The following is a 12,765-nucleotide window of genomic DNA, read 5'->3' as shown; positions in this document are numbered from 1 at the left end:
TCCACGCCGATCGCCGAATATATCTATGCGACGGGCTGCGCCCAGGGCAAGCGCGTCCAGGCCCTGGGCGGCGCGAAAAACCACATGGTCGTCATGCCCGACGCGGACATTGCCCAGACGGTCGATGCCCTGATGGGCGCCGCGTTTGGTTCGGCCGGGGAGCGCTGCATGGCCATTTCCGTCGTCGTGGCGGTCGGCAATGTGGCGGACCAATTGGTGGAAGCGCTGGTGCCGCGCATCGCGGCGTTAAAGATCACGCAGGGCATGGATCTGTCGGCCGAGATGGGGCCGGTCGTCACGCAGGTGCACAAGGACAAGATCGCCGGCTACATCGCCACGGGGGTCAAGGAAGGCGCCAAGCTTATCTGCGACGGGCGCGGTTTTGTCCTGCCAGGCCATGAGCACGGCTTTTTCCTGGGCGGCAGCCTGTTCGACCACGTCACGCCGGACATGACGATTTACAAGGAGGAAATCTTCGGCCCCGTGCTGTGCATCGTGCGCGTGCCCGATTTTACGGCGGCGCTGGAGCTGGTCAATGCGCATGAATACGGCAACGGCACGGCCATCTATACGCGCGACGGCAACACGGCGCGCGAATACACGCACCGGGTGCAGGTCGGCATGGTCGGGGTGAACGTGCCGATTCCCGTGCCGATGGCCTTCCACAGCTTCGGCGGCTGGAAGCGCAGCCTGTTCGGCGACCACCATGCGCACGGCCCGGAATCCGTGCGTTTCTATACGAAGCAGAAGGCGGTGACGCAGCGCTGGCCGGCCTCGACGGCGGCCGGGGCGGAGTTTGCCATGCCGACCCTGAAGTAAAGCGCGCTGGCGGCGCGCAGTATCAGCGCGTCAGCGCGCCGCCACGTGTCCGTAGCAGGTTTTCAGTTTCGCATAATCGTAAAAGACGCTGCCCGGCGCGATGCGGGCGCCGTCGCAAGCGGCCTGGAAGTCCGTTTCCTTTTCGTTGTACAGCAGGCGCACGATGAGCTGCCCTGCGTCGTTGCGGTACACATCCCACTGCATATTGGCCGCCAGCGGCGAGACGTTCTGGCCGCGCCATGGATTGTTTTCATAACTGTAACTGAGCGATGCCGGCAAGGGGGCCAGCGCCTGCTGCAAGCCCATGGCCGAAGCGAGCGGAATGATCATCTCGGCGTGCGTGAAGCGCAGCTTCGCCGCGTGGCGCACATCGCCCCTGGCCAGCGCATCGACCTCATTGAAAAAATCGTCGCGCAAGGCCAGCGCAAAGCGCCACGTCACACCGCTGCTTTCCTTGGTGGCGGGGCCCTTCTGGTAAAAATCTTCATGGTCGGCGACATAGGCGTAGTAGCGCGCGTCGTCGGCAGGCATGTAGCGGCTGAAATCGGCCGGCACTTCATGCCGCATGCCGGCGGCGATCGCATACAGCTCATACAATTTTGTCGCGGCCGCATTCAGGCTGCGGATCACGGTCTTGCCGCTGCCCGTCATGGTGCGCGTGAACTTGCCGTCGGCGCTGGTGAAGGTGTAGCTGCCCGTGTCCGCATAGCTGGCGCGGCCGCCTTCAAACTGAGCGAGGAAGGCGGGAGAAAACAGCCGTTCGAGCACGTGGCGCGCATGCGCGGTCGCCGCAGGCAACTTAGCCGGGGCGCCCATCAGCGCATCCAGCTGCTTGCTTCGTTCATAGTACTGGTAGGCCTGGCTGGCGGCATAGGTGGCGTAATACGGGTTGGCCGGATCGGTGACGCGGTCCGTCTGCGGCGCCAGCTTGTGCGCGTATAGCAGGAAGCGGTTGACGCCATCGGGCTGCAATATCGGCTGCACCGCGGGCTTGCGTCCCTGCGGATATGGCGCCGGCGCGGGCGGCAGGTACAGCAAGGGTGTCAGTGCGGGCGCTTGTTCGAGCAGCGACTGCGTGAAGAAGCGCGAACTGTCGCGCGCGCGGTCCACGCCGGAATGGATGGTGACGAGCTGTCGCGGCGCCGTCGCCGCGTCTTGCCCCACTTGCGCAAACAGGGTGGGCAGGCGCGCCAGCATGCGCACGGCCAACTGCCGATGCTCGTCGATGCCCGTCTGCGACAGATTGCCGTAGCCGGGCCGCTCGATGCCGGCCACGCCATAACCGAGCAAGGCATTGGCCTTCATCAGGGCCAGGATGTCGGGGCCGAGTTCGCGGCCCAGGGGCGTGAGCGCATCCTGCGCGGCGGCCTGCTGCCACATCGCATACAGGGCCGCGTCGTTCTTCATGCTGGTGAGTCCGCGCGAACCGTGGCGCGCCGCCAGCTGCGTGAAAATGGGCTGGAAGCCGGCCGGCGGCGCGGCATAGGTGGCCGGGTCCTGCTGCGGCGCATACGGCGTCTTGGTCTGGTAATGGCCTTCGACGGCCAGCGTGTGACCGGCGCACATGGCGAGGGCCAGGGCCAGCGGGATGCTGGCCAGGGGAAGCGATGGAGGCATGGGAGTCCGTGACGTGATGAGTTCCTGGGCGCAAGCCTAGCATCAAACGCCAAACTGGCGGGCACGGCTGGGAGCCGGCCCGCCTGCACTCCGTGATTACTGCGCCACGTGGCCGTAGCAGGTCTTCAGCTTTGCATACACATAGAAATGGCTGCCGGCCGCATGGCGCGCGCCATCGCAGGCGGCCTGGAAGTCGGTTTCCTTTTCGTTGTACAGCATTTTTACCAGCACATTGCCGCTGGCGTCGCGGTACACGTCCCACTGCATGTTGGCCGCCATCGGCGCCACGTACAGGCCGCGCCAGCTGCTGTTGTCATAACTGTAGGTCTGCGCCGCCGGCAGCGCGCCGACGACGGTCTTCAGGCCCATGGCCGTGGCCAGCGGGATGATGGCTTCCGCATGCGTGAAGCGCAGCTTGGCGCCGTGCGACAGGTCGCCGCGCGCGATGGCGTCCACTTCCGTGAAGAAGTCGTCGCGCAGCGCGCGCACGTAGTTCCAGGTGACGCCGGCGCTTTCCGTGGTGCCGGGACCCTTGTTGTAGAAATCCTGGTAATCCTGCACGAAGGCCTGGTACTTGGCCGCGTCCGACGGCATGTACTGCACGAAGTCGGCTTTGACCTCGTTCGTCATGCCGGCCATGATGGCGTACAGGTTGTACAGCACGGAAGCGGCATCGGCCAGGCCCTTGATGGTGGTCTCGCCGTCGCCCGTGACAGTGTTGGTGAACTTGCCGTCGTCGCTGGTGAAGCTGTAGGTACCCGTATTGGCGAAGCTGTAGGTGCCGTTGTCGATCTTGTCGACAAACGCCTTGCTAAACAGCCGTTCCAGCACTGCACGGCCCAGGGTGCGCGCCGTGGCGTCCGTGTCGATGGCCGTGTACTTGGCCAGGAAGTCGGGGCTTTTCAGGTAGTTCTGGTAGGCCTGGCTGTCCTGGTAGGTCTGGTAGTAGCCGTCGATGGCATCGGTGACCAGGTCCGTCTTGGGCACCAGCTTGTGCGCATACAGCAGGAAGCGGTTGGTGCCAGCTGGCTGCGCCACGGGCTTGCCGGCCGGGTAGCCGGCCGGCGCGGGCGGCAGGGTGATCAGCGGCGCGACGTTGGGTGCCGTGGCGGCCAGCGACTGCGCAAAATATGCGGCGCTGTCCTTGGCGCGGTCCACGCCGGAACTGACGGTGACGATCTGGCGCGGCGCGCTGGCGGCGTTCGCGCCCAGTTGCGTGAACAGGGCGGGCAGGCGCGCCAGCATGCGCACGGCCAGCTGCTTGTGCTCATTGATGCCCGTCTGCGACAGGTTGCCGTAGCCGGGCGCCGTGATGCCGTCCACGCCGTAGCCGAGCAGCGCGTTGGCCTTCATCAGTTTCAGGATGTCGGCGCCCAGTTTTTGCCCCAGCGGCGTGAGCGCATCGTCGGCGGCGGCCCTTTGCCAGACGTTGTAGAAGGCGGCGTCGTACTTCATGCTCGACAGGCCGCGTGAACCGTGGCGCGCCACCAGTTCGGTGAACACGGGCGCGTAGCCGGCCGGCGCGGCTTCATACGTAGCCGCGTCCTGCTGCGGCGTGTACGGCGTCTTGGTCTGGTAGTAGGTGGCGGGCGGCGGGGCCACAGGAGGCGTCACCGGCGGCGTGACAGGGACGGTCGGCGTATCGTCGCCGCCGCCACAGGCGGCCAGGGAGAGCATCAGGAGGGACAGGGGAAGATGGCGTGCATGCAGCATGGCGTTTCCTTTGGATGTGAGTTGCCCGGGCGCGCCGCGCAGGACGGCGCACCCAGGGCAGACAGGCAGGATGGTGGAATTTAGAGCTTGAGGGCCTTGGCCAGGCTGTTGGCGCGCGCATCGCGCTCGCTCAATGGCGCCAGGCCATGGCGTTCCTCGATGAACTTCAGGATCGACACGGTTTCATACTCGGTATGGTCGATATGCCCGCCTTCGCTGAACGGCGAGATGACGAGGGCGGGGATGCGCGTGGCCGGGCCGAAGCGGTCGCCTTTGGGCGGCGCCACGTGGTCCCAGAAGCCGCCGTTTTCATCGGTGGTGACGATGATGACGGTATCCTTCCATTGCGGGCCTTCCATGATGGCGTTGATGATGGCCACGCCCTCGTCGTCGCCGGCCGCCACGCTCGATTTGTCCATCCCCGGATGCATGTTCTTCTTGCCCATGGGCTTGTAGAACGAGACGGGCGGAAGCTTGCCCGCCTGGACGTCGGCGATCATGTCGGAGCGGTCCTTCAGGTGCGTGGCGCGCTGCTGCGGGCTGTCGATGAAGCGCTTGAAGTAGGTGAACGGCTGGTGGTGATACGAGAAATCGTCGGCCTTCTTGCCCGACTTGGTCGAGGCGACGGCGATGTCGTAACCGTCCGCATAATAGACCCACGAGATACCCTTGTCCGTCAGGCGGTCGCCGATGGTGGGCATGGTTTGCGGCGGCAGGAAGGTCTGCTTCTTGGTCGGGTCGAACAGCAGCGGGCCCTGCATGGTGTTGACGGCGTAGCCGTCCTGCGTCACTTCCGCTTCCTCGCCCTTCTTGTGGCCGGTGCCGCGCTCATCCTGGGCGACGATGGACTTGGGCGCGTTCGGGAACACGGGCGTGCAGGCGCAGGTCAGCCACATGTGGTTGAGGAAGGAACCGCCGTAAGCGGACTGGAAGAAGCGGTCGGCCAGGGTGTAGCGCTGCGCCAGGGCCCACAGTTTGAGCTTGCTGCCGTCGAAATAGCCCATGGGCAGGGCGCCCGTGTTGCCCTCGACGACGAAGCGGTCGTTCTTGCCGTCGTTGATCTGGCGCTTGTGCGTCCAGAATGCGTGCACGGGACTGGCCGTCTTGTCGCCCAGCGACACGCTCGGCTCCATGTGGAAGGGCGCGTTGGCGATGTCGCCCTTGAAGCGCTGGTCCAGGCCGCCCTTGTCGAGCGCCACGGCGGGCAGCATCGCATACGGCTTGCCGTCGGGACCGGTCTGCGTGGTGGTGTCCGGCGAGCGGCCATTGGCGATGCCGTCGGCGCCGGGGAAGGTGCCGAACAGGTGGTCGAAGCTGCGGTTTTCCATGTACACGACGACGATCTGGCCGATCTTCGCCAGCTTCGGATCGGCGGCGGCACTGGCAGCCGTATTGTGCTGCATGCCGGCGGGGGTGGTGCAGGCCGCCAGGCCGATGGCCCCGGCGCCGAACAGGGCGATTCTTAGAACGTGGTTCAACATAACGGTCTCCTTAATACGCCTCCGTGGACGGGGCGCTTTTTTTAGTGGTATGGCCAGAACAGGCTTTTTGAAGAAATTGCACACGTGTGCAGCACGCGTGTGCAAACAGTAACCCGGATTTTTTTCGATGTCAACAAGTACAGGCGGAGGATGAAAAAGTGTGGAAAACGGGGAACGGCGGGCGCTGCGGGGCGGTGAGGGCGGGCAGACGGCGTTGCGCCATCTGCCGTGTCGAAGCGCTTAGCGCGTCGTGCCGCGCCGCACCAGGGTGACGGGGACTTCCTTCAGGCGGCCCGGCATGGCAAATTTTTCCATGCGCTCGACCAGGCTCTTGACGGCGCGGCGCGCCAGTTCGCCCGCATCCTGGCGGATGGTGGTCAGCTGGTAGGCGTCGAGCGCCGCCATGGGAATGTCGTCGAAGCCGATCACCTGCAATTGCGCGGGCACGTCGATGCCGTACTTGCTGCGCGCCGCGTCGATGAAGCCGCAGGCGATCAGGTCGGTGGCGCAAAAGACGCCGTCGGGCAGCTTGCCCGAGGCGAGCAGGGCGTCGGCCGCTTCCTGGCCCGCCTGGTAGCCGATGGCGTCGGCCAGGTATTCGCCGGCCGTGCAGCGCTTCTTCGCCACGGCCGGCGCCAGGTGGTCGAGGAAGGCCTTGCCGCGCGCGATGCCGCTGAAACTGCTGGCGCGCGTGTTGACGAAGGCCAGCCGTTTGGCGCCGCTGTCGAGCAGGGTGCTGGCCGCCAGTTCGCCGCCATGGCGGTTGTCGCTGTTGACCACGTCCACGCCCTTCAGGTCGCGCGCGCGGTTGATCATGGCCACCGGTACTTGCCGCTGCAGGTATTCCGTCGCCACGGCGGACGGCGGCGAGCCGGACGTCATGATGACGCCGGAAATCTTGTAGCTGAGGAGGATGCGCAGCAATTCGCTGAGGCGTTCGGGATCTTCCGCATTCATCAGCAGCGGCACCAGCGCATGTTCGCTCAGGCTGCGCGTGACTTCGCCCAGCAGGGCCACGCGGAACGGGTCCGTGAAGCCCGTGATGACGACGCCCACCAGATTGCTTTGCCCCTGGTTCATGCTGCGCGCCAGGATGTTGACCTGGTAGCCCAGCGACTGCGCCGCTTCCATCACGCGGGCCCGCGTTTCGGGCGCCACGCTGGCGCCGGGCGTGAATGTGCGCGAGACGGCGGAGCGCGAGACGCCGGCCCGTTTGGCGACGTCGACCGAAGTGACCCAGGACTTGTCTTTTTGTTCCATTGACGGTGTAGATGATTGAGAGGCCGATGCACGATGCGGTGCGGCGCAACGCCGCGCCATCATCTTAGCCGAAAATCCCGGCCGCGGCGCGAACTGAATGCCGGTGGCACTGTCAGTCACGCGGCGCGGGCCGGCGTGCCGGCCCTCAGCTTTTCAATCGTCCTACCACTTCGGCGTGTACTTCAGGGTGAACTGCACGTTGCGCGGGTCGCCATAATAGTTGTTCGACCCAGTGGTGTTGTAGGCCGGGATGATGTAGCGCTTGTCGAACAGATTGTTGACGTTGACCGACAGGGCCACTTGCGGCGTGGCTTGCCAGCCCAGGCGTGCATTCCAGATCGAGAAACCGGCAACCTTGAACGTGCGTTCGGTATCGACCGTATGGCTTTGCAGGCTGGTGCCGGCGCCCACGCTGAACTTGTCCCACGCGCCGGGCAGGGTATAGCTGGACCAAAGGCGCAGCATGTGCTTCGGCGTCCACGTCGAAAAGACCTGGCCCTTGTTGTCCGGATCGTCGAGGTAGGTCGTCGTCGTGTAGGCATAGCCGGCCGACAGCTGCAGGCCGCGCGCCACTTCGCCCGACACTTCCGCTTCCAGGCCCTGGCTGCGCACCTTGCCCGAGGCGCGCGAGCAGTACCAGCCGTCGCAGGCGAAACCGGCAGCGTAGTCGGTGACGGCGCGGTCCTTGTGGTCATAGCGGAATACGGCCAGCGAAGTGTTGACCTTGCCATCCACCAGTTCACCCTTGATGCCGCCTTCGTAGCTGCTGCCCGTGATCGGCTTGAGGGTGCGGCCGGCCACGTCGTGGTTCGTCTGCGGCTGGAACACGTCCGCATAGCTGGCGTAGGCCGACCATTGCGGCGTCAATGCATAGATCAGGCCTACCGATGGCGTGAACCTGGCCGTGGCGCGGGTGGCGTCGCGGTAGCCGTCCGGCGTGGCATACAGGAAGTCGTACCAGCTGAAGCGCCCGCCCAGCAGGGCTTTCAGCTTGCCCGTCAGCTGGCCGTTCCAGGTGGCGTACAGTCCTTTTTGGCGCATGTCGTAGGTGCTGTAGCTGCTCACGCCGCGCGCGGCGATGCTGTCGAAGTCCTGCCACGGGCGATGGTGCTTGATGTTGAAGATATCCGCGCCTGTTTCCCACGCGCGCGCATAGCGGTCGTTCGACGTCATGCTGACATAGCTGGCGCCGGCGACGACTTCCTGCGCGATGCCCAGGCCGTCGAATTTGCCGCGCACGAAAGCGTCGATGCCGCGCTTGCGGTTGTCGAAATCGGTGGAAAAGTCGCCATAGCGCGCGCCGCTGCCATCGGGTTTGATGGCGAAGGCCGTGCGCTGGTGCGTGGAGCTGGTGCTTTCATTCATGCCCAGCGCCGAGGCCTTCAGGCTCCATTGCGTATTGAAATGGTGTTCCAGGTCCAGGTAGACGGTGCTTTGTTCCACCAGGCTGCGGTTCCAGTCGGCGCCCGTGAAGGTGGAGCGCGGCAGCGGCAGTGCGCTGCCGTCAACGTAGCGGGGCAGGCCGATGAACGTGGGGCGGCCGTGGGCCTTGACGTGGCTGGCGGCCAGGCCCACGGTGGTGGCGGGCGCCAGGTCGTAGTCGAGCGCTGCATACAGGGTGCGGTTCTTGCTCCACACCTGGTCGATGAAGGAGTGGCTGTCGTCCTCGTCGACGATGGCGCGTCCGCGCAGGCTGCCTTCCGCGTTCAGGGGGCTGCTGATGTCGACCTGGGCGCCATAGTGGTCCCAGGAACCGGCGCGCCCCGTCAGCGTGATCGCGCGTGTGGCCAGCGGGCGCTTGCGCACCAGGTTAACGGAGCCGCCGGGACTGCCCGTGCCAACGAGCATGCTGGAAGCGCCGCGCAGCACTTCCAGGCGGTCGTAGATGACCATGTTTTCCTGGCCCCAGTTACCCAGCGCATAGGTGTTGCGGTCGATCGGCACGCCGTCGTATTGCCATTGGTCGATCTGGAAGCCGCGCGCCGTGATGACCACGCCCGGGCCCACGCCATGCACGCCCACCACGCCGGTGACGTTGTTGACAGCTTCGCGCAAGTCCGTGATGCCCTGGTCGTCCAGGCGCTGGCGCGTCAGCACGCTGACCGATTGCGGGATGTCCTTCATCGCTTGTTCACCCTTGCCGATGGTGAGCTTGCGCGCCGTGTAGGAACCGCTGCCTTCCGTGGTGGCGCCTTGTTCGGCCTGGCCGACGATGGTAATCGAGGGCATGGTTCGCTCGCCCGCCGAAGCGGAGCTTGCCGCCGCCGTGGGGGCGGACGCCGGTGCGGCCACCAGCACATAGCCGGTGGACGTCTTGCCGATGGCATAGCCGCTGCCGCGCAGCAGCATGGCGAAGCCGTCGTCGATGGCGTAGCTGCCTTGCAGGCCGGCCGTCTGCAGCCCCTGCACCTTGGCCGCGTCGATGACGATGGACACGCCAGCCTGTTGGGCATAGCGGTTCAGGGCGCCGGCCAGCGGACCGGCGGGGATGGCGTAGCTGGCGACCGCCGGCACGGCCTGGGCGGCTGCCTGGGCATGCAGGGCGGCGCCAGCGAGCAGCATGGCCGCCAGGGCCAGCGGGCGCAGACGCGTGCGCAGGGTGTTCGGGGAGGAAACGGCAACGAATTGAGCGTACATGGTGACAGCCTTTTTTGAATGATCTCAGCTGCCTTGACGCGCGAGATGCGCCAACACGAACTTGCGTGGCAAATTATTTTTTTGCGGTGCCAGTGCTTGGCGCGTCGACCATCACCAGGTAGCGCGTCAGCATGCGGATGCGCAGTTGCGGGAAATTGTCGATCAACAGCTGCAGCGCCTTGTCCGTGTCGTCCAGCGGCAGCACGGCCGCCACGCGGATGCCGGCGATCTGCGCGCGGTTGTAATGCAGCTGTCCGGGACGGTGGCGCGCCAGCTCGTCGAGCACCTCGGCCAATGGCTGGTCGTCGACCACCAGCTGGTGCGCGTGCCACGCTTGCTGCACGCTGACCGCATCGATGGTTGTTAGCGGTCCGACGCCATCGCCCGTGATGCGCGTGCGCTGGCCCGCCCGCACCACGACGGCAGGATGTTGCGGCACCTGCGCCGATACTGTCGACTCCAGCATGTTCAGGATGGTGGCGCCGTCTTCCCGGCGCACGCTAAAGCGCGTGCCCAGCGCGCGGATCGCCGCCTGCCTGCTGTCGACGATGAAGGGACGCTGCGCATCCTTGGCGACGTCGACGAGGATGTCGCCACGCACCAGTTCCACGTGCCGCTCGCCCGCAGTAAAGCGTACGTTGACGGCGCTGTCGCCGGCCAGGGTGATACGGCTGCCGTCGGCCAGGATGTGCGACTGCCATTGCCCTGTGGGGCTGCGCAGGTCGGCCAGCAGGTAGGCGGGGCGCTCGCTGGCGACCATGGCCGTGCCCAGCACCAGCACGGCAACGGCACTGGCGGCGGCCAGCTGGCGCAGGCGCTGGCGGGGACGATCGGGGGCGATGGCGGCCAGGGCGGCCCGGGCGGGGCGATGGTCGCCGCCGGCCGGCTCGCGCACGGCGTGCAACTGGCGCAGCAGGTTTTCCATGCCGGCCGCTGCGTTCGCGTGCAGCGGGTCGGCCGCCTTCCATGCGGCGAAGCCGGAGCGTGCCTGTTCGCGCTCGGCCGGGTCGTCGGCGCTCAGGCGCACGATCCACTGCGCGGCCTGTTCGGCTGCCGCGTCGGTGCGCGCGCCCTTCATGCCGCCATGGCCGGGCAGGCGTGGCGGCAGGCCAGCAAGGCTTGCACCAGGTATTTTTGCACCATGCGCGTGGAGACGTTCAGCTGCGCGGCGACGGCGGCCTGCGGCTGCTCTTCCAGGTAGTGCAGCAAGAAGGCGTCGCGCGCCCTGGCGGACAAGCCGGCCAGCGCCGTGGCGATCTGCCCGAGCGCCTGCACTGCCATCAGGATCTCGTCCGGCGACGGCGCGCCGGGCAGGCTGTCGGCCAGCAGGGCCAGTTCCGCCAGGTAGCTGCGCTCGAGTACCTGCCGGCGCGCGCGGTCGAGCAGCAAGCGCTTTGCCGTGGTGGACAGATAGGCGCGCGGCTCGCGCATGCCGAACAGGGCGTCGCGCGAAGCGATGATGCGCACGAACGTGTCTTGTGCCACATCGGCCGCGCCATGCGGACAGCTGAGCTTTTTGCGCAGCCAGCCCACCAGCCAGCCATGATGCTCGCTGTAAAGCGACTGCACTTGCTGTTGCAGGCTGGACTGAATGGCGGACATGGGGAATGAATAATATAAATGAGAATTATTCTCATTGTAAGCGCCAGCGGCGTCTCGCCACAATCCCCGATTGCATGCGGAAGGGGCGGGTGTTGCGCGCAGGCCGCATGCGCGGCGGCCGGAAATGAAAAAACCCGCCGCTGCACGGGGCAGGGCGGGTTCATCAATGCTGCAAATTCTTGGTGGTGATAGGTGGACTTGAACCACCGACCCCAGCATTATGAATGCTGTGCTCTAACCAACTGAGCTATATCACCAAACAGACCGGTCAGACCGGATGCTGGTTTTGACCAGGTGAAACCTGATCGATGTTCTTTGGTGGTGATAGGTGGACTTGAACCACCGACCCCAGCATTATGAATGCTGTGCTCTAACCAACTGAGCTATATCACCCAACAGCCGAGCATTATCCAGTCTTCCGATTTCCTTGTCAATGCTGGAGCAAAAAAATGTGCGGGTTTTTCGTGGTGGATTGTTGTATGGCTATTTCAGCAACGCTTGAATCTGCGCCAGCATGGCCGCGGCCGGGTCACGTCCCAGGCAATCGATGACGACGCGTTCCGGCATCGAGCGTAACCTAAGTCGAGCCTAGCGCTTGGCCAGTTGTTGTGTGGCGACGCTTATGTCAGCAAAGGGACGATTTGTGCCAGCATGGCACTGGCCGGATCAGCTCCCAGGCAATCGATGACGACGCGTTCCGGCATCGAGCGTAACCATGTCAGCTGCCGCTTGGCCAGCTGGCGCGTGGCGATGATGCCCGTCTCGCGCAGCGCGGCGCGGTCGATGCGGCCGTCGAGGTATTCCCAGGCCTGGCGGTAGCCCACGCAGCGCATCGAGGGCAGGCCCGGGTGCAGGTCGCCGCGCCGGCGCAGCTGCTCCACTTCGTCGAGCAGGGCGTCGTTTTTCAGCATCAGGTCGAAGCGCGTGGCGATGCGCGCGTGCAGCACGGCGCGGTCGGACGGCTCCAGCGCGAACGATTGCAATTGAAATGGCAGCACGGTCTTTTCGCGGCGGTCCAGCAGGGCGGACATGGGCTGGCCGGACAGGGCGATGATTTCCAGCGCGCGGCCGATGCGCTGCGCGTCCTGCGGCGCCAGGCGTGCGGCCGTGACGGGGTCCTGCTCGGCCAGGCGCGCATGCATGGCGGGCCAGCCGATGGCGGCCGCGTCTTCTTCCAGCCGGGCGCGCAGCACCGGATCGGCGCCGGGCAAGTCGTCGAGGCCGTCGGCCAGGCCCTTGAAGTACAGCATGGTGCCGCCGACGAGCAGCGGCAGCTTGCCGCGCGCGGAGATGTCCGCCACCAGACGCAGGGTATCGTTGCGGAACTGGGCCACGGAATACGCATCGAGCGGGTCGATGATGTCGATCAGATGATGCGGTACCTGGGCCAGTTCATCTTGCGACGGCTTGGCCGTGCCGATATCCATGCCCCGGTAGACGAGGGCGGAATCGACGGAAATGATCTCGGACGGGATCGCTTGCGCGATGGCCAGCGCACTGGCCGTCTTGCCGCTGGCCGTGGGGCCCATGATGGCGACGGCCAGGGGGAGGTGTGGGGTGTTTTGCATGTTGACTCGTGTAAGGTGATGCGTAGGTCGGCTTAGCGCAAGCGTAAGCCGACGTGATGCCGCCGCTG

9 protein-coding genes and 2 tRNA genes are annotated in these 12,765 nt (G+C 65.7%); 1 reads left to right on the top strand and 10 read right to left on the bottom strand.

Annotation, left to right across the window (positions count from 1 at the left end):
* Positions 1–819, top strand: an 819-nt coding sequence (locus tag AC1Q6X_RS17985; protein WP_492497976.1) for an aldehyde dehydrogenase family protein, incomplete at its 5' end; no start/stop codon positions are given.
* A 30-nt stretch (positions 820–849) separates the two neighbouring features.
* Here the strand turns inward: AC1Q6X_RS17985 and AC1Q6X_RS17980 are convergent.
* The 10 genes from AC1Q6X_RS17980 to miaA form a co-directional block, all read right to left on the bottom strand.
* Entirely contained in the window at positions 850–2,436 is a 1,587-nt protein-coding gene (locus tag AC1Q6X_RS17980; RefSeq protein WP_492497975.1) for a histidine-type phosphatase, read from the bottom strand.
* Between the two features lie 96 nt (positions 2,437–2,532).
* The gene (locus AC1Q6X_RS17975; RefSeq protein WP_492497974.1) at positions 2,533–4,149 is read right to left on the bottom strand and encodes a histidine-type phosphatase; all 1,617 of its coding nucleotides are present in this window, start codon (positions 4,147–4,149) and stop codon (positions 2,533–2,535) included.
* Between the two features lie 80 nt (positions 4,150–4,229).
* The gene (locus AC1Q6X_RS17970) at positions 4,230–5,630 is read right to left on the bottom strand and encodes an alkaline phosphatase family protein (protein WP_070220788.1); all 1,401 of its coding nucleotides are present in this window, start codon (positions 5,628–5,630) and stop codon (positions 4,230–4,232) included.
* 240 nt (positions 5,631–5,870) lie between these two features.
* Entirely contained in the window at positions 5,871–6,890 is a 1,020-nt protein-coding gene (locus AC1Q6X_RS17965; RefSeq protein WP_070310452.1) for a LacI family DNA-binding transcriptional regulator, read from the bottom strand.
* Between the two features lie 162 nt (positions 6,891–7,052).
* Positions 7,053–9,527 (bottom strand): TonB-dependent siderophore receptor, encoded by a 2,475-nt coding sequence (locus AC1Q6X_RS17960; RefSeq protein ID WP_492497973.1) that lies wholly within the window; start codon positions 9,525–9,527, stop codon positions 7,053–7,055.
* A gap of 73 nt (positions 9,528–9,600) precedes the next feature.
* Positions 9,601–10,605: a FecR family protein gene (locus AC1Q6X_RS17955; protein WP_492497972.1), complete on the bottom strand. Its 1,005-nt coding sequence runs from the start codon at positions 10,603–10,605 to the stop codon at positions 9,601–9,603.
* Complete coding sequence (locus AC1Q6X_RS17950; RefSeq protein WP_070312288.1) at positions 10,602–11,129, bottom strand: sigma-70 family RNA polymerase sigma factor; 528 nt, start codon at positions 11,127–11,129, stop codon at positions 10,602–10,604. The genes AC1Q6X_RS17955 and AC1Q6X_RS17950 overlap by 4 nt, the downstream gene beginning before the upstream one ends.
* A gap of 180 nt (positions 11,130–11,309) precedes the next feature.
* Positions 11,310–11,386, bottom strand: a tRNA-Met gene (locus AC1Q6X_RS17945).
* Between the two features lie 59 nt (positions 11,387–11,445).
* Positions 11,446–11,522: transfer RNA gene (locus tag AC1Q6X_RS17940), tRNA-Met, on the bottom strand.
* Positions 11,523–11,749: 227 nt separating this feature from the next.
* The gene (gene miaA / locus AC1Q6X_RS17935) at positions 11,750–12,697 is read right to left on the bottom strand and encodes a tRNA (adenosine(37)-N6)-dimethylallyltransferase MiaA (RefSeq protein ID WP_492497971.1); all 948 of its coding nucleotides are present in this window, start codon (positions 12,695–12,697) and stop codon (positions 11,750–11,752) included.
* Positions 12,698–12,765: the final 68 nt, after the last annotated feature.

This window comes from Janthinobacterium sp. GW823-FHT06H09, assembly GCF_058794735.1.
Note: the sequence above shows the minus strand (reverse complement) of the source record. Positions and strands in the feature narration are given on the sequence as shown.

Coding starts and splice junctions, on each gene's coding strand:
- AC1Q6X_RS17980 (WP_492497975.1), bottom strand. CDS start 2,436: ATGCCTCCATCGCTTCCCCTGGCCAGCATCCCGCTGGCCCTGGCCCTC.
- AC1Q6X_RS17975 (WP_492497974.1), bottom strand. CDS start 4,149: ATGCTGCATGCACGCCATCTTCCCCTGTCCCTCCTGATGCTCTCCCTG.
- AC1Q6X_RS17970 (WP_070220788.1), bottom strand. CDS start 5,630: ATGTTGAACCACGTTCTAAGAATCGCCCTGTTCGGCGCCGGGGCCATC.
- AC1Q6X_RS17965 (WP_070310452.1), bottom strand. CDS start 6,890: ATGGAACAAAAAGACAAGTCCTGGGTCACTTCGGTCGACGTCGCCAAA.
- AC1Q6X_RS17960 (WP_492497973.1), bottom strand. CDS start 9,527: ATGTACGCTCAATTCGTTGCCGTTTCCTCCCCGAACACCCTGCGCACG.
- AC1Q6X_RS17955 (WP_492497972.1), bottom strand. CDS start 10,605: ATGAAGGGCGCGCGCACCGACGCGGCAGCCGAACAGGCCGCGCAGTGG.
- AC1Q6X_RS17950 (WP_070312288.1), bottom strand. CDS start 11,129: ATGTCCGCCATTCAGTCCAGCCTGCAACAGCAAGTGCAGTCGCTTTAC.
- miaA (WP_492497971.1), bottom strand. CDS start 12,697: ATGCAAAACACCCCACACCTCCCCCTGGCCGTCGCCATCATGGGCCCC.